The 20,838-nt window shown below is 65.7% G+C and carries 11 protein-coding genes and 3 rRNA genes; 7 read left to right on the top strand and 7 right to left on the bottom strand.

What is annotated here, in order from left to right:
- Nucleotides 1-24: 24 nt before the first annotated feature.
- The gene (locus ACQP1V_RS35925; RefSeq protein ID WP_433414921.1) at nucleotides 25-3,252 is read left to right on the top strand and encodes a BTAD domain-containing putative transcriptional regulator; all 3,228 of its coding nucleotides are present in this window, start codon (nucleotides 25-27) and stop codon (nucleotides 3,250-3,252) included.
- Nucleotides 3,253-3,488: 236 nt separating this feature from the next.
- On the opposite strand, the gene ACQP1V_RS35920 is transcribed toward ACQP1V_RS35925, so the two are convergent.
- Both ACQP1V_RS35920 and ACQP1V_RS35915 read right to left on the bottom strand, forming a co-directional pair.
- Entirely contained in the window at nucleotides 3,489-4,280 is a 792-nt protein-coding gene (locus tag ACQP1V_RS35920; RefSeq protein WP_433414919.1) for an ABC transporter permease, read from the bottom strand.
- On the bottom strand, nucleotides 4,277-5,530 hold the full coding sequence (locus ACQP1V_RS35915; RefSeq protein WP_433414917.1) for an ATP-binding cassette domain-containing protein: 1,254 nt from the start codon (nucleotides 5,528-5,530) through the stop codon (nucleotides 4,277-4,279). The genes ACQP1V_RS35920 and ACQP1V_RS35915 overlap by 4 nt, the downstream gene beginning before the upstream one ends.
- A 213-nt stretch (nucleotides 5,531-5,743) precedes the next feature.
- Between ACQP1V_RS35915 and ACQP1V_RS35910 the strand changes: the two genes are divergently transcribed.
- On the top strand, nucleotides 5,744-7,369 hold the full coding sequence (locus ACQP1V_RS35910) for a chitinase (protein WP_433414915.1): 1,626 nt from the start codon (nucleotides 5,744-5,746) through the stop codon (nucleotides 7,367-7,369).
- A gap of 99 nt (nucleotides 7,370-7,468) precedes the next feature.
- Here ACQP1V_RS35910 and ACQP1V_RS35905 read toward each other — a convergent pair whose 3' ends face one another.
- Nucleotides 7,469-7,621, bottom strand: a complete 153-nt coding sequence (locus tag ACQP1V_RS35905; protein ID WP_433414913.1) for a hypothetical protein — start codon at nucleotides 7,619-7,621, stop codon at nucleotides 7,469-7,471.
- A gap of 149 nt (nucleotides 7,622-7,770) precedes the next feature.
- Here ACQP1V_RS35905 and ACQP1V_RS35900 point away from each other — a divergent pair, with 149 nt between their 5' ends.
- Nucleotides 7,771-9,114, top strand: a complete 1,344-nt coding sequence (locus ACQP1V_RS35900) for a hypothetical protein (protein ID WP_433414911.1) — start codon at nucleotides 7,771-7,773, stop codon at nucleotides 9,112-9,114.
- An 18-nt stretch (nucleotides 9,115-9,132) separates the two neighbouring features.
- Here the strand turns inward: ACQP1V_RS35900 and ACQP1V_RS35895 are convergent, their stop codons facing one another.
- A complete protein-coding gene (locus ACQP1V_RS35895) occupies nucleotides 9,133-9,543 on the bottom strand; it encodes a hypothetical protein (protein WP_433414909.1) in 411 nt (136 codons plus the stop codon).
- A gap of 61 nt (nucleotides 9,544-9,604) precedes the next feature.
- Nucleotides 9,605-10,669, bottom strand: a complete 1,065-nt coding sequence (locus tag ACQP1V_RS35890; RefSeq protein ID WP_433414907.1) for an AI-2E family transporter — start codon at nucleotides 10,667-10,669, stop codon at nucleotides 9,605-9,607.
- Nucleotides 10,670-11,279: 610 nt separating this feature from the next.
- Between ACQP1V_RS35890 and ACQP1V_RS35885 the strand changes: the two genes are divergently transcribed.
- The 3 genes from ACQP1V_RS35885 to rrf all read left to right on the top strand — a co-directional run bounded on the left by ACQP1V_RS35885 (nucleotide 11,280) and on the right by rrf (nucleotide 16,481).
- Nucleotides 11,280-12,801, top strand: a 16S ribosomal RNA gene (locus ACQP1V_RS35885).
- A 371-nt stretch (nucleotides 12,802-13,172) separates the two neighbouring features.
- Nucleotides 13,173-16,276: ribosomal RNA gene (locus ACQP1V_RS35880) — 23S ribosomal RNA — on the top strand.
- An 88-nt stretch (nucleotides 16,277-16,364) separates the two neighbouring features.
- Nucleotides 16,365-16,481 (top strand): 5S ribosomal RNA (gene rrf / locus ACQP1V_RS35875).
- The 16S, 23S and 5S rRNA genes sit together here, the layout of an rRNA operon.
- 1,067 nt (nucleotides 16,482-17,548) lie before the next feature.
- Here the strand turns inward: rrf and ACQP1V_RS35870 are convergent.
- Nucleotides 17,549-18,013: an Lrp/AsnC family transcriptional regulator gene (locus ACQP1V_RS35870; protein WP_433414905.1), complete on the bottom strand. Its 465-nt coding sequence runs from the start codon at nucleotides 18,011-18,013 to the stop codon at nucleotides 17,549-17,551.
- Between the two features lie 132 nt (nucleotides 18,014-18,145).
- Here ACQP1V_RS35870 and ACQP1V_RS35865 point away from each other — a divergent pair, with 132 nt between their 5' ends.
- On the top strand, nucleotides 18,146-19,030 hold the full coding sequence (locus tag ACQP1V_RS35865; protein ID WP_433414903.1) for a phenylalanine 4-monooxygenase: 885 nt from the start codon (nucleotides 18,146-18,148) through the stop codon (nucleotides 19,028-19,030).
- Between the two features lie 220 nt (nucleotides 19,031-19,250).
- Here ACQP1V_RS35865 and ACQP1V_RS35860 read toward each other — a convergent pair whose 3' ends face one another.
- Nucleotides 19,251-20,726 carry a phosphodiester glycosidase family protein gene (locus tag ACQP1V_RS35860; RefSeq protein WP_433414901.1) on the bottom strand — a complete coding sequence of 492 codons (1,476 nt, stop codon included), beginning with the start codon at nucleotides 20,724-20,726 and terminating at the stop codon, nucleotides 19,251-19,253.
- Between the last annotated feature and the right edge of the window lie 112 nt (nucleotides 20,727-20,838).

Below are 20,838 nucleotides of genomic sequence, written 5' to 3'. Positions count from 1 at the left end.
TCTCTCCTGGGATCGTTGGAGGCCGTGAACCGTAGCGGCGAGCGGATCGCCCTGGGCGGACTGCGGCTCCGGGCGTTGCTCGCCGGCCTGGCGCTGGAACCCGGGAAGCTCCTCACTCAGGAGCGCCTCGCCGACATTCTCTGGGGCGAGGAGCAGCCGGCCAACACCGCGAACGCACTTCAGACCCTGGTCAAGCGACTTCGCGCGGCCATGGGCCTGCCCGGAGTGATCATGGCTCGTTCCGGCGGTTATCTCGTCGACGTCGATCCGGCCGATGTCGATGCCCATCGCTTTGCCCGGCTCGCCGAACGTGGTCACGCCGAGCGGGCGCCTGAGGCGGCCACCCGTGCGTTCGACGATGCCCTCGCGCTCTGGCGGGGCCCGGCGCTCGCCGACCTGCACGCCGTGCCGTACCTGGCGAACGCCGCCGCGCTGCTCGAAGAACGGCGGCTGGCCGTGATCGAGGCCCGGGCGGAGGCGTACCTGGCGCTCGGATGGCGGATCGACCTGTCCGCGGAGGCGGCGGAGCACCCGTTCCGAGAGCGGTTGCAAGGGCTGGCGATGCGTGCTCTGGCCGCGAGCGGCAGGCAGGCCGAGGCGCTCGCCCTCTACGAGAACACCCGCCAGGCGCTCGCCGAGGGGCTCGGTGTCGACCCGGGGCCTGATCTTCGCGACGCCCATCTCGCCGTTCTGCGGGGCGATTCGGTACGGCCGTCGCCCCCAGCAGCGGATAAAGCCTCGCCGCCCGCCTCGCCGGCCGCCTCGCGCTCGGCCGATCCGCGACGGCGGCAGGCGACCGCACGCGCGCCGCTGACCAGCTTCGTCGGGCGGGAAGAAGAGGTCTCCCATGTGGGCGACCTGCTGCGGGTCTCGCGCCTGGTGACAATCATCGGACCAGGAGGAGCGGGCAAGACGCGGCTCGCCGTCGAAACGGCACTCGGCATCACCGGCTCCGTGGCCGGCGGTCCGAAGCCTCATGCCTCGGCGGCGCTCGACACGCTTCGGATGGTGGAGCTCGCTCCCGTCACCGACCCGGTCGACGTGCCGCACGCCGTCCTCGACGCGCTCGGTGTTACGGCGGACCGATCGGCGGCGGGGGAGTGGCGAGCCGATCCCATCGACCCCGTCGCGCAGATCGTCGCGGCCGTGGGTACCCGGCGGCTCCTGCTCGTGCTGGACAACTGCGAGCACGTGATCGACGCGGTGGCATTGATCGCGCGTCGCCTTGTCGAGGAATGCCCCGGGGCGATCGTGCTCGCCACCAGCAGGGAACCGCTCAGGGTCCCGGGTGAGATGCTCGCGCCGATCCCACCGCTGCGGCTGCCGCCCGAAGGCGCGACGGTCGACGAGGCGCGCGACTGTCCGGCCGTGCGGCTCCTCCTGGAGAGATCTGCTGGCGCGCGGCCGGGGTTCACCCTCGACGAGTCGAACGTGAACTCCATCGTCACCATCTGCCGTCGTCTCGACGGCATGCCCCTGGCCATCGAGCTGGCGGCGGCGCGGCTGCGCGCTCTGACACCCGCGCAGCTCGCGATGCGCCTCGACGATCGTTTCCGCCTGCTCACCGCGGGCAACCGTACGGCCCTTCCACGGCATCAGACGCTCCGCGCCGTGGTGGAGTGGAGCTGGGACCTGCTGGACCCGAGAGAGCAGGAGCTGGCACGCAGACTCGCCGTTTTCGCAGGCGGAGCGACGTTCGACGACATCGAGCGTGTGTGCGGAGACGAGTGGCCGCTCAGCGCGATCGGAAGCGGTGCCGACCTGGACGTGCTGGAGCTCCTGCCGTCACTGGTGGACAAGTCCTTGGTCGAGATGGTGGACGACGGCCGATATCGGATGTTGGAGACGATCCGTGCCTTCGCTCTCGAACGGCTCGGCGAAGCCGGGGAACTCGATGTGTTCCGGCGACGCCATGCCCTGCGGTTCCTGGAACTCGTGGAGAGTGCCGAGCCGCGACTGCGTACGGCCGGCCAGATCGAATGGATCGACCGGCTGATCGCCGACCAGGATGACCTCCACGCCGCGCTCCGCTGGACGCTGGATCGCCGGGACGTCGAGCTGGCCGTACGGCTCTGCGGTTCGCTGAACTGGTTCTGGTGGCTCCGCGGCTATCGGGCCGAGGGCGCGGTGTGGGCCGAGCAGGTTCTCACGCTGGCGGGGGAGGAACCTTCCCCTGGCCTGGCCGGAGCGTACGCCAGCTGCCAGTTCGCGATCGACGTCACGAAGCTGGGCTCGCTGCTCGCCGATCCCGACCGGTTGAGGACCATGGCCGCTCGGATGGACGCGCTGATCGACCGCGCGGTCCGTGAGGGCTCCCTCCATCCGATGTTGCTGATCGGCAGGGTCGTCATGGCGTTCATGGGAGGACAGGAGGAGCACGGCCTCGCCCTGCTCGACGGCTATGTGCGCTCCGACGACCCGTGGTTGGCGAGCTCGGCCCACATGATCCGGGGCGGCTTCCAACCTGAGCGGGACCGGTCTCGGCAGGATCTGGAGGCGGCCGTGGCCGGTTTCCGGGCGATCGGCGAACGCTGGGGGCTCAGCGAGGCCCTGCTCGGCCTCGCCTCGCTCCACGCCGCCCGCGGTGACCTGCCGCCCGGCCTCATAGAGGAGGTCGCGGAGCTGACCTCCGAGTGGGTGAGCGCGGAGGAGGTGGTCTCCACACTGACCCGGATCGCGAGCCTGCGCGCACAGGCGGGAGACCTCGAGGGTGCCGCCGGCGACATCGCCCGGGCCAGGGCCGCCGTCACTCCCGACCTTCCCGCGCACGCCCTGGCCCAGCTCCGGATCGGTGAGGGCGAGGTGGCGCGGCGCAGAGGAGACCTCGACGGAGCGTTGCGCGTCTATGAGCAGGTCATCGCGGACCTGGGTCGAATCCCCGTGATCCCCCAGCAGGAGGCCTGGGCACACCACGCCTATGCCAGAGCTCTCGCTGAGAGGGGCGACTTCGCCGCGGCGCGGGAGCACCACCTGCTGGCGATCGACGCCTTGGGTGCCGCCCCTGACCTGCCCGTTCTCGCCTCGGCCGTCGCCGGATTCGCGATCACCCTGCTGCGCGTGGGCGACGCAGAGCGCGCGGTCGTGCTGTTCGGCGCGGCCGTCGCCATCCACCCCTCCGCCGGCGCCGACACGGATGTCGTGGCGGCGACGACGGCGGCCCGTTCGGCCCTGGGCTCCCGGTTCGACGAGGTGTACGCGCGCGGTGCCGCCCTGTCCCGTCAGGAGATCGACCGGCTCCTCCGCTCGACCTGACCGCCACGCACGACCAACCAGGACCGAGACGACACCTTTGACGCATCGGGCGAAGGCGGCACGCACACGATGCGACGAGCGGGCAGCCGCACGCGCGCGACGGACGGGATGCCTTCCTCCGGAGGACGGGCGCCAGAGGCCGGCGACCATTCGCGCGCCGCCTCGCATGGTGGCCCACTCTGTTCCGGCGACGACGGCCCGGCCGTGCCGCTCGTTGATGTCGGTGACGTCCATGGTCAACGGATCCGCCTGGTGTAGCTGTGGACGGCGAGTGGGAAGAAGACGGCGGCGATGGCGATGGCCCAGGCCAACGTGATCCAGGGGTGGGCTCCCAGCGGCCCTCCGGTGAGCAGGGCGCGCAGCGACGCGGCCAGGTGCGAAACCGGGTTCACGTCCATCCACCAGCGGAGCCAACCGGGCACGTTGGCCGCCGGGATGAACGCGGTGCTGCCGAACGTCAGGGGAAGCAGGACGGCGGTCGCCATGCCCTGCATCGAGGCGATGCTTCTGGCCTTGAGCCCGATCCACGCGGAGGCCCAGGACAGCGCGAATGTGAACAGCAGCACGAGGGTGACCCCGGCGAGCGTTTCCGCGAGTGAGGTGCGGACGCGGAATCCGACGACGAAGCCGGTGAGCAGCGATGCCGTGACGGTCAACAGCATGGTCAGAGTGTCGGCGAGGATCCGGCCGATCAACGGGGCCGACCTCGCGATCGGCAGGCTGCGGAACCGGTCGAAGACGCCGTTGCCGATGTCCTCGGCGAGATTCATGCCGGTGGTGTTTGTCGCGACCAGCGCGACCTGGACGAGCACGCCCGGCAGCAGGAACTGGGCGGTCCCCGTCTGGTTGCCCGTCATCACCCCGAACAGGCAGACGAACAACATGATCATGAAGATCGGCTGGAGCAGGAGCTGGACGAGCCGCCCGGGCTCATTGCGCAGCGGCACGAGACTGCGCCACGCGAGCGTGAGCCCCTGTATGAGCGCACCACTCCGGGGCCGGGGCCGATGAGAGGTGAGAGAGGTCATGCCATGCTCCTTCCGCTGGACTGCGACTGCCGAGACGACACGGTGGGGCGTGGCGCAGGCGGCTCTGACGATGGTGACGGCGCCTGCCGCGATGCGGACGCCGTTCCGCCCGTACCTGTGGACAACCGCGGGGCTGTGGACAACTCCGGAGCGGGAGCGCTGACGAGGGCGAGGAACGCCTCGTCGAGGCTCGGCCGCCGGAGCGCGTGTTCGGTGAGCGTGATCCCGGCGTCCTCCAGGCGGCGGAACACCTCGGGCACCATGGCCGGATCGACGATCGGCACGCTGAGCACGCCGTCCTCGACCGGCCCGTACGCGCGACCGGGCATCGCGCCGGACCGCTCGCCGGCCGTCCGCTCGGTCGCGCCCTCGGCCCGTTCCTCCGCCGCGGCCGTGCCCCCTGCAGGCCAGGACATCGCGTCCTTCGACAGCCGATTCGTCGCCTCAGCGGTGGCCGGCCGGTGGGTCGCCTGGCCGCGGGTCACGTGCGGCGTGACGCCGGTGACCTGGGTGAGGATGTCGTGCGCCTTCCTCAGATCCCGTTCGGGCCTGATCTCCAACCGTCGGTGTCCGGCCCGGCTCTTGAGCTGGTCGGGCGTCCCGTCGGCCGCCACCCGGCCGTGGTCGATGACCACGATCCGGTCGGCGAGTTGGTCGGCCTCTTCCAGATATTGCGTGGTCAGCAGCACCGTGGAGCCGCCCGCGACCTGCTCGCGCACGATGTCCCAGAGCTCGGTCCTGGCACGGGGGTCGAGCCCCGTGGTCGGCTCGTCCATGAAGATGATCCGCGGGTCGGCCACCATGCTCACGGCCAGGTCGAGCCGCCGTCGCATGCCTCCCGAATAGGTTCTCGCAGCCCGGTCGCCCGCCTTGGTCAGGCGGAAACGGTCGAGCAGGCCGACGGCCCGGGCCCGTGCGTCGGCCCGGCTCATCCCCAGCAGGCGGCCGATCATCACCAGGTTCTGTGTGCCGGTGAGGTTCTCGTCGACCGACGCGTACTGCCCCGTGAGACCGATCAGCTCGCGTACCCGGCGCGGCCGGGCGACCACGTCGTGCCCGCCGACGCGGGCGCTGCCGCCGTCGGGGGAGACGAGCGTGGCGAGGATGCGCACCGCCGTGGTCTTGCCCGCCCCATTCGGCCCCAGGACGGCGAGGACCTCCCCCGGGCGTGCCGTCAGATTGACCCCGTCGAGTGCCGTCTTGTCCCCATATCGCTTGATCAGCCCTTCGGCTTCGATCGCGTACGTCATGGAGTGAAGGTTCGCCGCCCGCGCTGGCGCCCGCCTGGCACCGCCCTGGCATCCCGCTGGCGGAGCCGCGCACCGGGGGATCGGCGTCCTCGGCCGGATTAGGCCTTGTCCGCCCATGGGCGCGGGGTTACGATCCCGATAACTTTTAAGAAACTTTATTAAAAGAACTCGCCGAAGTCCGTTCCACACCCCCTTCTCGAACGGAAGACGCCCATGAAGAAACCGCTGACCATCGGCGCGGTCGCGCTGCTCGCCGCCGCCGGCTTCCTCTTCACATCCGGTACGGCGTACGCCGCGAACATCGCTGTGAACCCCGGGTTCGAGGACGGGCTGTCGGGGTGGACGTGCTCGGCCTCGTCCGGCGCCCAGGCCGTCTCGTCGCCCGTACGCACCGGGTCGAAGGCGTTGTCCGCCATCCCTGCGGGTAGCGACACGGGGCGGTGCGAGCAGACGATCGCGGTGCGTCCTTCGACGTCGTACACGCTGTCGGCCTGGGTCCAAGGCAACTACGTCTTTCTCGGCGCGTCGGGCACGGGGGTGAGCGCGCAGACGTGGGCGGCGCCCGGATCGTCGTGGGCCCAGGTGACGACGTCGTTCACGACCGGTTCGTCCACGACGAGCGTGTCGATCTATCTCAACGGCTGGTACGGCCAGGGGGCGTACTACGCCGACGACGTGGTGCTGGACGGGCCCGGGGGCGGCCCCTCCCCGTCCGCGAGCCCCTCTGCCAGCCCTTCGGCGAGCCCGTCCGCGAGTCCCTCACCGAGTCCGAGCGCGTCTCCTGGCACATCTCCCAGTGCGTCTCCGAGCGGCCCTCCGCCCGGCGGCAAGCGGTTGCTGGTGGGCTACCTGCACGCGTCCTTCGCCAACGGATCGGGATATGTCCGGATGGCCGATGTGCCCGCTGAATGGGACTTCATCAACCTCGCGTTCGGCGAGCCGACCTCCGTCACCTCGGGCGCCATCCGGTTCACCCGCTGCCCGGCCACCGAATGCCCGACTGTCGAGAGCGACGCGGACTTCGTCGCCGCCATCCGCGCCAAGCAGGCGGCGGGCAAGAAGGTGCTGATCTCGATCGGCGGGCAGAACGGCCAGGTCCAGCTCACCACGACCGCCGCCCGCGACGCCTTCGTCCAGTCCGTCGCCGCGATCATCGACAAGTACGGCCTGGACGGCCTCGACATCGACTTCGAAGGCCACTCGCTGTCGCTCAACTCCGGCGACAACGACTTCAAGAACCCGACCACACCCGTGATCGTGAACCTGATCTCGGCTCTGAAGACCCTCAAGGCCAAGTACGGCCCGGGCTTCGCGCTCACGATGGCGCCCGAGACGTTCTTCGTCCAGCTCGGCTACCAGTTCTACGGCCCCGGCCCGAACGGCGCCGCGGACGCCCGCTCCGGCGCGTACCTTCCCGTGATCTACGCGATGCGTGACGACCTGACGTTGCTGCACGTCCAGGACTACAACTCCGGGCCGATCATGGGCCTCGACAACCAGTACCACACCATGGGAGTGGCCGATTTCCACGTCGCCATGACCGACATGCTGCTCACCGGCTTCCCCGTGGCCGGCGGCGCCACGTTCCCGCCGCTCCGTCCCGAGCAGGTGGCGATCGGCCTGCCGGCCGCGCCGTACGCGGGCAACGGATTCACCACGGTCGCCGAGGTCCAGAAGGCGTTCGGCTGCCTGGCGAAGGGCTCCGGATGCGGTTCCTACCGCCCGCACGGCGTTTTCCCCGGCCTGCGCGGGCTGATGACCTGGTCCATCAACTGGGACAAGTACAACGGCTACGAGTTCTCGCGCAGCCACCGCGCCTACCTCGACGCGCTCGGCTGATCTCCCGAACCGGGTGAGAGCTGCCACACTCTGACGTCTGCGAAGGCGGGCAGGTCGGATCCGACCTGCCCGCTACGGCATGTGGAGCGAGTCCCGGCGTCAGATAGGCCGGGAGTCCACCAAAACGGCCAGAGTGTTGCGGGCCAGATCCGCGTCCCGGCGGGCACGGTAGGCGGCCCAGCGCCCCGCGTCGTGCCGGGCGCTCCGCGAGGGGGACAGGAAGCCGATCGCCATCCCAACGAACGTGGCCACGCCAAGCACGATCCACAACCGCAACTTCATCACTACCCCCTGATATTGCTGTAGGTAATCACGCTACGACGCTCTGTCGCGAAAATCCCCGAAATCTTCCTTCCCCGGGTGGCCGATATAGCCACCCATCGGGCAGTCTTGGGACCGTTATGGATTACGCGATTCCCACGGGCCTCGTTCTCGTCACCGGTGTGCTGCTTGCTCTGCTGGCACAGCGGAAGGGATGGAAGCCGTCGCTGGCCGTCACTCTGGCCGTCGGCATCGGCTTCCGTGTCCTGATCATGGTGCTGTCGGCGAAGGACAGTTGGCAGCCGATCGACTTCGTGAACAGCTTCCGCCCGGCGGGTGAGGCGATCCTCAATCACCGCGACCCCGTGCTCGAAAGCAACGGTGGTTGGCACTTCCTCCCCACGATCCCGTACATGTACGGGCTGTTGCTCTGGCTCGGCATCCCGTGGGAGGTGGCGGGCCGGCTGGTGACGGTCGTCTCCGACATCGTGCTCATCCCGCTCGTGGGCAAGCTGGCCGGCGGCGCGACCGCGAGGCTCCGTGCGTTCCAGTACGCCTGCAACCCCCTCGCGATCCTGGTGGCCTCCGTGCACGGCCAGGTCGAGCCGGTCTCGCTGATGTTCGCCGTGGCGGCGTTCGTCGTGGCTCGCGGGCCGAACGGCTGGACGCTCCCCGAGACGCTCCCGTGGCGTCGACCGGCCGAGTTCCTGCGCCGCTTCACCCATCCGACCGACGCGGACCGGGCGGCGACCGGACGCGCCCTGTGGGCCGGAGTGCTCATGGGGATGGCCCTCTGCGCGAAGAGCTGGCCGGTCATCCTGGTGCCCGGCATGCTCATGTTCCTGCCCGGACTGCGCTCCCGGGTGGTCTCGCTCATCGGTGTGGGCCTGCCGCCGGTGCTGTTCCTGCTCACACTGCCGATCGGCGGCTGGACCGCATGGAACCAGCTACCCGAGGTGCTCAAGACGATCGGCCTGCGTCCCAGCGACGTCCGTCCGATCACCGGCGACTGGGGCTGGACCGCGGTGCTGAACGGAGGCGACTGGGTGCTCAGCCCCACCTCCCTCGAGATCGGCCAGTACCTCATTTACGCATCGCTCGTGGCCTGCGTGATCTGGTGGCGCAAGGCCGATCCCATCGACGTCACGACCGCGATCGTCCTGGCGTTCATGATCTTCACGCCGCGGCTGGGCGCGCAGTACCTCATGTGGTTCATGCCGTTCCTGGTCGCCCGGCCCACCCGCTGGGCGTGGCCGGTGATCATCGGCAGCACCGTCTGGGCGGCCATCGGCTATTTGGTGCTCACCCAGTTCACCGGCGCGAAATGGGGAGAGCTCCACTCGCCGTGGGCGATCAGCTCCATCGTGCTGTTCCCGGTGCTCATCGCGGGGATGCCGTGGAGCCGCCGCAGAGCGCTGCCGACTACGGCGCCGCAGCACGCGCCCACTGTCACGCCCGCCGTGCAGGAGCGCACGTCCCCCTGACACGCGCCCGGCCGCGGGTCACTTGACGATCAGCCGGATCAGGTGGCCGTGGCTCTTGAACTCGGGACTGTCGCCGTCCAGCACGCCCGTGACGCAGTCGAACACTCCAGGCCCGCGCTGCCGTACGAAGAAGGCGGACTCGGCGACCGCGGAGAGGAGGCGGATCGCGTCGCGGTGGATGCGCACCCCCTCCTGGTCGCCGGCCAGCGAGACGGTGACCTCGTAGACGCCGTCCGGGAGGAGCCGCTGCCCGGTGAGCAGCCACTCCGAGCCGCAGGCCCGGCGCAGGTGCGGCAGCAGGTGCACCTCGGGATCCTCGGTGACCCAGCCGTCCCGATTCATGCACTCCAGTAGCTGTCGGATCTCGGGATCCATGGCGGAGCCATCCGCGATCCCGGTCTGCCGCTCGTCGGTGTCCCATCGCCGCATGTTTCGACCATACGCGTCGCGATGCCGGGCACCAGGGGAGGCCGCCACGCGTCGTGCCAGGTCAGGCGGCTGCGTCGGGAGCCTTCGAGGCTGACGGCAACCGGCCGGACACGAGCGCGGCCGCCCACTTGCCGTTCGGGTCGCTGTCCACTAGCAGCGCGCGTACGAGCAGGCTGAGCGGGATCGCCAGCAGGGCGCCCAGCGGGCCGAGTACCCAGGTCCAGACGATCAGCGACAGGAACGTGATCGTCGTGGACAGCCCGACGGCGTCCCCCAGGAACTTCGGCTGGATGAAGGACTGGATCACCACGTTGATCGCGATGTAGGCGACGATCACCAGGATCATCGTCTTCGGGCCGCCTTCGAGCAGTCCCAGCAGCGCGGGAGGGATCAGGCCCAGGAAGAAACCGATGTTCGGTACATAGTTCGTGATCAGCGCGAAGACGCCCCAGAGCAGGGGGAGTGGAACGTCCAGCGCGTACAGGGCCACGATGTCCAGCGCCGAGCAGATCGCGCCGAAGATCGTCGAGACGATCAGGTATCGCCTGGTCTTGTGCGTGAACGTGGTGAACGCCATGATCAGGGCGGGCCGATCGTCGCGCGCGGCGGCCATGATGCGCGAGTAGATCGGTGCGTCCAGGCTCATGGCGAGCAGCATGATCACGATGAGGAAGAGGCTGGAGAACACCCCGAGCAGCCCGGAGAACACGCTCTGCGCCACGTCGATCAGCTTGCCGAAATCGATGGAGGAGAGCGCCCTGTTGATCTCGGCGGCGCCGTAGCCGAGCCCGGCCAGCCACTTCTGGAGGTCGGCGATGACCTGGTTGAACTGGTGCGCGTACGTCGGCGCGAGGATGGCGAGCTGGGCCGCCGCGAAGCTGAGGATGGCGATCATGCCGAGCAGCACCACGATCACGACCAGCAAGGGGATCGTCACGAGCATCCACCCGGGGGCCTTGCGCCGGTAGAGCCACTCGCGCAGCGGGGACACGGCGATGACGAGCGTCAGCGCGAGGATCACCGGACCGAGGATCGACTGAACCGCCTGCATACCGGCCAGGACGATGACGGCGGCGGCCGTACAGACCAACACGATCAGGGCCCGGGGAACACGCTGTTCAGCCATCTCCCGTTTCTACCCGATCGGGGGGCAAAGATCGATCGGCGCCCGGTTCGCGGGCGCCCGCCCCGCCGGCACGACTGTCGCCCGGCCTGTCCCGGCGTTTCGTGGCTCGAACACTCTGGGCTGCTGTTAATCTTTTCCAGTCGGCGCAGTCCGGCGTCTTCCCTCTCCTTCCGCTGAGCGGTTCAGGCATGGGACGGCGTGGGCTAAACTCGACAAGTCTCCTCAAACGATCAGTTTCGGGTCATTCGTTCGCGAAGCGGACAAGGATCTGGTAAGTTAGAGGGGTTGCCCCGGAAACGGGGCGGCTGCGATTCCTCTGGAGTTGCGCGGTTTGGGTCAAGTGCTCCGAAATGGGGCGGTTTGACACGGACCGGGCGACACGGAAGAATAGTAAACAGAAAGAACGAAGCGAATAACGCCCCGGAGCGGATGGCTCGGTTTCGAGTCTGAGGTGATGGTGGTCGCGTCCGTTTCTTGAGAACTCAACAGTGTGCTAAAAGCCAGTGCATGACGCACAACCCCGTCCTTACCTGCATCTTCGGGTGTGGGGGGATGGATTCCTTTGGTTGACATTCATGTCGAATGTTGGCCAGGAAAAACTCGAAAACATTGTTTGGAGAGTTTGATCCTGGCTCAGGACGAACGCTGGCGGCGTGCTTAACACATGCAAGTCGAGCGGAAAGGCCCTTCGGGGTACTCGAGCGGCGAACGGGTGAGTAACACGTGAGTAACCTGCCCCTGACTCTGGGATAAGCCTGGGAAACTGGGTCTAATACCGGATATGACTACTTCGGGCATCCGATGGTGGTGGAAAGTTTTTTCGGTTGGGGATGGACTCGCGGCCTATCAGCTTGTTGGTGGGGTAGTGGCCTACCAAGGCGACGACGGGTAGCCGGCCTGAGAGGGCGACCGGCCACACTGGGACTGAGACACGGCCCAGACTCCTACGGGAGGCAGCAGTGGGGAATATTGCGCAATGGGCGAAAGCCTGACGCAGCGACGCCGCGTGGGGGATGACGGCCTTCGGGTTGTAAACCTCTTTCAGCAGGGACGAAGTTGACGTGTACCTGTAGAAGAAGCGCCGGCTAACTACGTGCCAGCAGCCGCGGTAATACGTAGGGCGCAAGCGTTGTCCGGAATTATTGGGCGTAAAGAGCTCGTAGGTGGCTTGTCGCGTCTGCCGTGAAAGCTTAGGGCTTAACCCTAGGTCTGCGGTGGATACGGGCAGGCTAGAGGCTGGTAGGGGCAAGCGGAATTCCTGGTGTAGCGGTGAAATGCGCAGATATCAGGAGGAACACCGGTGGCGAAGGCGGCTTGCTGGGCCAGTTCTGACGCTGAGGAGCGAAAGCGTGGGGAGCGAACAGGATTAGATACCCTGGTAGTCCACGCTGTAAACGTTGGGCGCTAGGTGTGGGGACCTTCCACGGTTTCCGTGCCGTAGCTAACGCATTAAGCGCCCCGCCTGGGGAGTACGGCCGCAAGGCTAAAACTCAAAGGAATTGACGGGGGCCCGCACAAGCGGCGGAGCATGTTGCTTAATTCGACGCAACGCGAAGAACCTTACCAAGGTTTGACATACACCGGAAAGCCTCAGAGATGGGGCCCTCTTCGGACTGGTGTACAGGTGGTGCATGGCTGTCGTCAGCTCGTGTCGTGAGATGTTGGGTTAAGTCCCGCAACGAGCGCAACCCTTGTTCCATGTTGCCAGCACGCCCTTTGGGGTGGTGGGGACTCATGGGAGACTGCCGGGGTCAACTCGGAGGAAGGTGGGGATGACGTCAAGTCATCATGCCCCTTATGTCTTGGGCTGCAAACATGCTACAATGGCCGGTACAGAGGGTTGCGATGCCGTGAGGTGGAGCGAATCCCTAAAAGCCGGTCTCAGTTCGGATTGGGGTCTGCAACTCGACCCCATGAAGTCGGAGTCGCTAGTAATCGCAGATCAGCAATGCTGCGGTGAATACGTTCCCGGGCCTTGTACACACCGCCCGTCACGTCACGAAAGTCGGCAACACCCGAAGCCCGTGGCCCAACCGGTTTTCCGGGGGGAGCGGTCGAAGGTGGGGCTGGCGATTGGGACGAAGTCGTAACAAGGTAGCCGTACCGGAAGGTGCGGCTGGATCACCTCCTTTCTAAGGAGCATCTGGCTTCTACCGGCTTGACGTTGGTAGTTGTCCATGTCGTGTTCATCGGCGAGTGTCCGATGCGCGGCGAGCTCATTAGTGGAGCACTGGTTATTCAGTTGGTTCGGGTTTCCGGGCTGCTAGTACCGTCTGACCGTTCCTCGTTTCGAGGTTTGGTTGGGAGTGGGAACGTGGTTGTCGGGGGGCTGGGGCTGGCTGGGCACACTGTTGGGTCCTGAGGGAACGGGCGTTTGCTTGTCTCTCGTTGACGGGACCGGTCTTCTGCCATACCTGCCGGGTTTTCTGGTGTTGGTGGCGGGGTTGATTCGGTTGGCTGTTTGTTGTTTGTGAATTGCATAGTGGACGCGAGCATCTTTTGTGGCCAAGTTTTTTAGGGCACACGGTGGATGCCTTGGCATCAGGAGCCGATGAAGGACGTGGGAGGCTGCGTTAAGCCTCGGGGAGTCGCCAACCAGACGTTGATCCGGGGATGTCCGAATGGGGAAACCTAGCACCAGTTATGTGGTGTTGCCTCCGCCTGAATGTATAGGGCGGTTGGTGGTAACGCGGGGAAGTGAAACATCTCAGTACCCGTAGGAAGAGAAAACAAGAGTGATTCCGTGAGTAGTGGTGAGCGAAAGCGGATGAGGCTAAACCGTGCATGTGTGATAGCCGGCAGGCGTTGCGTGTGCGGGGTTGCGGGACCCTCTGGCAGTCTCTGCCGAGACTGCGAGAAGTGATAAACCTGTGGGATAGTCGAAGCCTCTGGGAAGGGGCGCCGTAGACCGTGAGAGCCGGGTAGACGAAATTTTGCAGGCTTCTTGAGGGGATCCCAAGTAGCACGGGGCCCGAGAAATCCTGTGTGAATCTGCCAGGACCACCTGGTAAGCCTAAATACTCCCTGATGACCGATAGTGAACGAGTACCGTGAGGGAAAGGTGAAAAGCGCCCCGGTGAGGGGTCGTGAAATAGTACCTGAAACCGTGTGCCTACAAGCCGTAGGAGCGTAGACGTCTTCGGGCGTCTGTGATGTGACTGCGTGCCTTTTGAAGAATGAGCCTGCGAGTTATGGTGTGTGGCGAGGTTAACCCGTGTGGGGGAGCCGTAGCGAAAGCGAGTCTGAATAGGGCGTTTGAGTCGCATGCTGTAGACCCGAAGCGGAGTGATCTACGCATGGGCAGGTTGAAGCGTGGGTAAGACTGCGTGGAGGACCGAACCCACCAGGGTTGAAAACCTGGGGGATGACCTGTGTGTAGGGGTGAAAGGCCAATCAAACTCCGTGATAGCTGGTTCTCCCCGAAATGCATTTAGGTGCAGCGTTGCGTGTTTCTTGCCGGAGGTAGAGCACTGGATGGCCGATGGGCCCGACAAGGTTACTGACGTCAGCCAAACTCCGAATGCCGGTAAGTGAGAGCGTGGCAGTGAGACTGCGGGGGATAAGCTTCGTAGTCGAGAGGGAAACAGCCCAGATCACCGACTAAGGCCCCTAAGCGTGTGCTAAGTGGGAAAGGATGTGGAGTTGCTGTGACAACCAGGAGGTTGGCTTAGAAGCAGCCACCCTTGAAAGAGTGCGTAATAGCTCACTGGTCAAGTGATTCCGCGCCGATAATGTAGCGGGGCTCAAGTACACCGCCGAAGTCGTGGCACTCACACGTTTGTGTGGGTGGGTAGGGGAGCGTCGTGCGACCGGTGAAGCGGCGGAGTGATCCAGCCGTGGAGGTTGTGCGAGTGAGAATGCAGGCATGAGTAGCGAATCAGAAGTGAGAAACTTCTGCGCCGGATGACCAAGGGTTCCTGGGCTAGGCTAATCCGCCCAGGGTAAGTCGGGGCCTAAGGCGAGGCCGACAGGCGTAGTCGATGGATAACGGGTTGATATTCCCGTACCCGCTGTGATGCGCCCATATCGAATCCAGTGATACTAAGGGTCCTTAACCCCTGCTGTCCTTCGGGATGGTGGTGAGGGTGAACGCCTGGCCTGATCTGGTAGTAGGTAAGCGATGGGGTGACGCAGGAAGGTAGCCCATCCCGGGCGATGGTTGTTCCCGGGGTAAGCATGTAGGGCGGCAGATAGGCAAATCCGTCTGCCATGTAGCCTGAGATGTGATGCCGAGCCGATTGTGGTGAAGTGGGTGATCCTATGCTGCCAAGAAAAGCCTCTAGTGAGTGTCGTAGCGGCCCGTACCCGAAACCGACTCAGGTGGTCAGGTAGAGAATACTAAGGCGTTCGGGTGAACTGTGGTTAAGGAACTCGGCAAATTGCCCCCGTAACTTCGGGAGAAGGGGGGCCTCTGTTGGTGTAGGAGTTTTCCTCCGAAGCTGGTGGAGGCCGCAGTGGCCAGGGGGAAGCGACTGTTTACTAAAAACACAGGTCCGTGCGAAGTCGTAAGACGATGTATACGGACTGACGCCTGCCCGGTGCCGGAACGTTAAGGGGACCGGTTAGTGTGCCTTCGGGTATGCGAAGCTGAGAACTTAAGCGCCGGTAAACGGCGGTGGTAACTATAACCATCCTAAGGTAGCGAAATTCCTTGTCGGGTAAGTTCCGACCTGCACGAATGGCGTAACGACTTCCCCGCTGTCTCAACCACAGACCCGGTGAAATTGCACTACGAGTAAAGATGCTCGTTACGCGCAGCAGGACGGAAAGACCCCGGGACCTTCACTACAGCTTGACATTGGCGTTTGGAGCGTCTTGTGTAGGATAGGTGGGAGACTGGGAAGCCTCGACGCTAGTTGGGGTGGAGTCATTGGTGAAATACCACTCTGGTCGTTTTGAACGTCTAACCCGCGCCCGTGTATCCGGGTGGGGGACAGTGTCTGGTGGGTAGTTTAACTGGGGCGGTTGCCTCCTAAAGAGTAACGGAGGCGCCCAAAGGTTCCCTCAGCCTGGTTGGTAATCAGGTGTCGAGTGTAAGTGCACAAGGGAGCTTGACTGTGAGACTGACGGGTCGAGCAGGAGCGAAAGCTGGGACTAGTGATCCGGCATCGGCTTGTGGAAGCGGTGTCGCTCAACGGCTAAAAGGTACCCCGGGGATAACAGGCTGATCTTCCCCAAGAGTCCATATCGACGGGATGGTTTGGCACCTCGATGTCGGCTCGTCGCATCCTGGGGCTGGAGTAGGTCCCAAGGGTTGGGCTGTTCGCCCATTAAAGCGGTACGCGAGCTGGGTTTAGAACGTCGCGAGACAGTTCGGTCCCTATCCGCTGCGCGCGCAGGAGACTTGAGAGAGGCTGTCCCTAGTACGAGAGGACCGGGACGGACGAACCTCTGGTGTGCCAGTTGTTCCGCCAGGAGCACGGCTGGTTGGCTACGTTCGGAAGGGATAACCGCTGAAAGCATCTAAGCGGGAAGCTCGTCTCGAGATGAGGTCTCCCACCCTTTGTGGGGTAAGGCTCCCGGTAGATGACCGGGTTGATAGGCTGGAAGTGGAAGCGCGGTAACGTGTGGAGCTGACCGGTACTAATAGGCCGAGGACTTGTCCATAGATGTTCGCGTCGACTATGCGATTCAGAGACTGCAAACAGTCCTGCCCGCTGTGATGGTGGGTGGCTGGTTGTGTGTTTCATAGGGTTACGGCGGTTATAGCGGTTGGGAAACACCCGGTTACATTCCGAACCCGGTAGTTAAGCCTTCCAGCGCCGATGGTACTGCACTCGGGAGGGTGTGGGAGAGTAGGACGCCGCCGGACAATTTTTTGTGAGGAAGGGCCACCTCTTAACAGGGGTGGCCCTTCCTTCGTTTTTCGGGGGCTGTTTTCTCGCCGGCTGGTTGGGGTTGTGGTCGCGGCTGGCGGCTGGCGGTTGTTGTTGGGGGTCCGGTGGTGGGCCCCTTTTTTGTTGTGCGGTGTTGGTTGTTGGCGGGTTTTTCTGTGTTGTGGCGGCTGGTGGTTGTGGCCGGGGGCGGGGTTGTGGGTTGCCGGCTGGTGGTGGTGGTGTCGTGTCGGCGGTGGTTTGTGTGGTGGGTGTTTTGGGGGGTCCGGTGGGGCCCCTTTTTTTGTTTTGGGGCTGTTTCTTCGGTGGGGTGCGGGTAGCCGCTCAGGCGGTCCAGGCGCGCTGTCTTGGGTGGCTGAGGGCTCGTCGTGCAGGGGGACAGGGCGCTGTACGGGTCACAAGGGTCGGAGATAGCGATTCAACCTGTGGTGGTGCCGGGCGGGGTGTGGGGGCTGCTGTGGTGGCGAGGGTTATTGAGGGCGATGGTTGCCGGTGCTGGTCCTGAGAGCCTGGTGTGCGGGTGCGGGTGCGGGTGCAGGTGGGGGTGCCGCGGCTGGTGGCAGGGCGGTGGCGTAGGCGGCAGTGGCGTGGATAGGGGTGTGTCTGCTGTTGGTCGTGTTGTTGTGGGGCGGGACGACGCGGGGCTGGCTGCTCGGTCGGTTGTGGTGGGTTTTGGCCGGGATACGGCGGGGGAGGTTGGCGCGGAGGCGGGGGTTGCGGAGGCCGGCGTAGGACCGTGCCATGTACCACCGTGCCCGCGATGGCCGCGGGAGCGGCATCACTGGGGCGTAACTATCACGGCCGGCCGGAGCAGCCCCCGCCGCAGCGCCTACGGACCCTAGCCCTGCGCAGCGCCTACGGACCTACGCCGTGCGCAACGCCGAGAGGGCTTAGCTCTGCGGAGCGCCTACGAACCCAGGCATGGCAGCAGCGTCTACAGGCTTTAGCCCTGCGTAACGCCGAAGAGGTTCAGCGGTCAGCCACGGCAGCTTCAATGGCCCCAGGCGGCAGCAGCGCCTAAGAGGCTCAGCGCCGTGCGATGGGGTCACGGTGACACGGCGGCGGTGAGCAAGGGGGTGATGCGGTACGGGATCTGGATGGAGAGGGCGATCGTCGTGTCCGTGCGCTGGACGGCGGGCGAGGCGAGGATGCGGGCGATGATCTCCTGGAGGTGTGGCGTGTTGCGGGCGACCACCCGGCAGAGGAGGTCGGCTTGGCCGCTCGTGCCGTACACCTCGAGGATTTCGGGGATCACGTGGAGTGCCTCGACGGCTTCGGCGAGCTTGCCCTGGGCGATCTGGAGCGACGCGAAGGCGAGGATCGGATAGCCGATCTCCTCGGTCATCACGGTGGGCCCGAAGTCGCCGATCACGCCCCGGGCGGTGAGCTTCTCCAGGCGGGCCTGGACCGTGCCGCGGGCGACGCCGAGGAGGCGGGAGAGCTCGGTCAGCCCGATCCTCGGGTTGTCACGCATCGTGATCAATAGCTTGCTGTCCAGAGTGTCGAGCATGAAGCTGACGTTACGCCGACACTGTGCGATTCGACCAGTCAAAAGTGGATAACGATGGCGATATTGAACGGTCCGTGTACCTGGACTGGTCGCTCTTGCCAGCCGAAAGCCGACTTGCTGTCATATCTAAGTATGTTCGAGGAAGCCCAATACTTCGCTCCCGTCGCCAAGCGGGAAGACGGCTCGGTCACCGTGGAGTTGGCGTCCAGCCACCCCGGATTCGCCGACGCGGTCTACCGTGATCGGCGCAACGCCATCGCCGCCCTGGCGCTGAACTATCAGCTGGGCGATCCCGTCCCGCACGCGGAGTACACCGAAGAAGAGCATCAGGTGTGGGCTCTGGTGTCACGGGAACTGGCGGCCAAACACCAGCGGTACGCGATCAGGGAGTTCCTGGACGCGACCGAGCGGCTGGGGTTGCCGAAGGATCACATCCCCCAGCTTCAGGAGGTCAGTGACCGCCTCTATCCGCTCACCGGGTTCCGCTACATCCCGGCGGCGGGTCTCGTCCCGCTACGGGAGTTCTACGGCGTGCTGGCGGACGGATACTTCCACTCGACCCAGTACATCCGGCACCATTCCGTCCCGTTCTACACTCCGGAGCCGGACATCATCCACGAGGTGATCGGTCACGCGAACACGCTGGCCTCGGACCGGTTCGCGGAGCTGTACCGGGTCGCGGGAGGGGCAGCGCGGAGAGTCGAGAGCGAGGACGCCCTCCAGTTCGTCTCGAAGGTCTTCTGGTTCACGCTGGAGTTCGGCGTGATGCGGGAGGCGTCGGAGCTGAAGGCGTACGGCGCGGGGATTCTCAGCTCGTACGGCGAGATCGAGGAGTTCAGGGGCATGGACATCCGGCCGCTCGATCTCAAGGCCATGGGAACGACGGAGTACGACATCACGAAGTATCAGGACGTGTTGTTCGAGGCGATGTCGTTCGACCAGCTCGAAGACGTCGTGGGGTCCTTCTGGGCGACCTGCGACGACGACAGCATCGCGCGCCTCCTCGCTGACGGCTGAGCCACCGGAACGGCGGTCGCCGCGCCGGAGCGGTGGTCGCCGCCCTGGAGCGGTGGTGGACACCCTGGATCGACACACTGGAACCGCGGTCTGACCGGCCCCGGAACAGGCGTACTGGAACAGCGGCTGAACCGTCGGGAGAACGGAAAGCGGCTCCTCGGGCACCGGCTGGGGCCGGGCCGAGGAGCCGCCGTGGCGTCGTCAGTGGCTCGTGCGGGCCTTACTCGGGCAGGACGAGCAGGGCGTCGCCGACACCGCGCTCGACGCCGTCGGACGGGCGGTTGACGACCTTCTTGCCGATCACCATGGCGCTGGAACCGCCGCCGTCCAGGTTGATCGCGTCGCGGGCGCCCAGCCAGCGCATGATCTGCGCCGCCTCGATGAAGGACGCGCCGACGCTGTTGCCCGGGTCCCGGCCGTCGACCACGGCGAGGATCAGCTTCCCGGACGCGGTCACTCCGGCGAGGGTGCGGGGGTGGCGGCGCAGGATCATGTTGACGTTGGCCATGCCGTCCCGGTTCGCGGTGATCGCGGTCTGGCCACCGCGGACCAGGCCGATCGCGCCGGCGATGACGCTGGTCTCCGGGGTGAGCGGGATCGTCCTCTTGGTCCGCAGGTCGGTGACGGTGGTCGTCACCTGGACGGTGGCGCCCTCCTCGGCGTACTCCCACAGCCAGTCGGCGGCGGCGCCGACGCCGTGCAGGACACGGGTGCCGCGCGTGACGGCGGCGCCGGGGGAGCGCACCGCGATGACCTTGCCCGAGGCGTCGAGCACGACTTCGGTGCCGTCGTCCTTGGGGGTCTTGGCGCCGAACTCCTCGGTGTACATGACCAGTTCGTCGGGCTTGGCGACCCGGTTCACCCCCGCGACGACGGCCTTGGTGCCACCGGCGTTCGCGACGACGCTGGAGGAGAGCTCGGTGATGCGGGCCGTGCGGCCCTTGAGGACGATGCCGATGCGACCGGCAACGGCTTCGCTGAGCAGCTTTCCGTTGACGACGGAGAGGCCGGTCGGGTCGCCACGCAGGTTCTTGAGGGTGTGGATGTCGAAGAACCCACCGTTGACGGCGACCGTGGCTCCGGCGGCCTTGGCCATCGAGGAGACCGTTTCACGCTTGGCGACGCTGACGCCGAGGGAGGACCGGAACGAGCCGCGGAAGGTGCGCGGGTCGATCGTGACCACCCGCATCGACCAGGGGCCGGAGGTCTGGAAGCCGTCGTCGCCGGTGTAGTCGACCTTGGAGCTGATGCCGGCCTTCTTCAGCTCCTTCACGACCTTGGCGGCCTCGTCCTTGTCCTTGAGGGACCAGGAGCCGACGTGGACCGACCAGAAGTCGGCGGCGGGGAAGTCGGCGACGGCGGGCCGGGTGAACTTCACGATGACCGGCGTCATCCCGGCGTCCTGGACGGCGACCGCCTGGGTCTGCGCGGTGGCTTCGGTCATGAAGTCCTTGCCCCCGGCGATGACGCTGACCGTGTAGCCGTCCTTGGAGGTGCCGTGCTTCACGGTGAAGTAGTCGATGCCGGGGCCGAGGGACTTGTGCGCCGACTTGGGGACGCCGGCCTGGCCGAGGGGGAATGCGGTCGTGGGCAGGCCGGTGACCGGAGCGGCGACGGCGCTGGACGTGGTCAGCCCGACAAGCGTCGGCATCCCGACGGCCAGGGCGGCGGCGCCGGCGATCAGGCGGCGTTTCATTGCGGTCTCTCCCATTCATGATCCGTAAAATGACCATGGTGGCGAGAAACGCAATGCGACGGGAGTGAAAACCGGTAATTATCGAAAAATGTGGCGAGATTCGCATCCGCAA

Source organism: Microtetraspora malaysiensis, assembly GCF_050947145.1.
Lineage (GTDB): Bacteria > Actinomycetota > Actinomycetes > Streptosporangiales > Streptosporangiaceae > Microtetraspora_A > Microtetraspora_A malaysiensis.
Note: the sequence above shows the minus strand (reverse complement) of the source record. Positions and strands in the feature narration are given on the sequence as shown.

Bases quoted from the DNA above. Each gene is read 5' to 3' on its own strand.
- ACQP1V_RS35895 (WP_433414909.1), bottom strand. From the start codon at position 9,543: ATGCGGCGATGGGACACCGACGAGCGGCAGACCGGGATCGCGGATGGC.
- ACQP1V_RS35860 (WP_433414901.1), bottom strand. From the start codon at position 20,726: ATGAAACGCCGCCTGATCGCCGGCGCCGCCGCCCTGGCCGTCGGGATG.
- ACQP1V_RS35890 (WP_433414907.1), bottom strand. From the start codon at position 10,669: ATGGCTGAACAGCGTGTTCCCCGGGCCCTGATCGTGTTGGTCTGTACG.
- ACQP1V_RS35900 (WP_433414911.1), top strand. From the start codon at position 7,771: ATGGATTACGCGATTCCCACGGGCCTCGTTCTCGTCACCGGTGTGCTG.
- ACQP1V_RS35865 (WP_433414903.1), top strand. From the start codon at position 18,146: ATGTTCGAGGAAGCCCAATACTTCGCTCCCGTCGCCAAGCGGGAAGAC.
- ACQP1V_RS35870 (WP_433414905.1), bottom strand. From the start codon at position 18,013: ATGCTCGACACTCTGGACAGCAAGCTATTGATCACGATGCGTGACAAC.
- ACQP1V_RS35910 (WP_433414915.1), top strand. From the start codon at position 5,744: ATGAAGAAACCGCTGACCATCGGCGCGGTCGCGCTGCTCGCCGCCGCC.
- ACQP1V_RS35920 (WP_433414919.1), bottom strand. From the start codon at position 4,280: ATGACCTCTCTCACCTCTCATCGGCCCCGGCCCCGGAGTGGTGCGCTC.
- ACQP1V_RS35915 (WP_433414917.1), bottom strand. From the start codon at position 5,530: ATGACGTACGCGATCGAAGCCGAAGGGCTGATCAAGCGATATGGGGAC.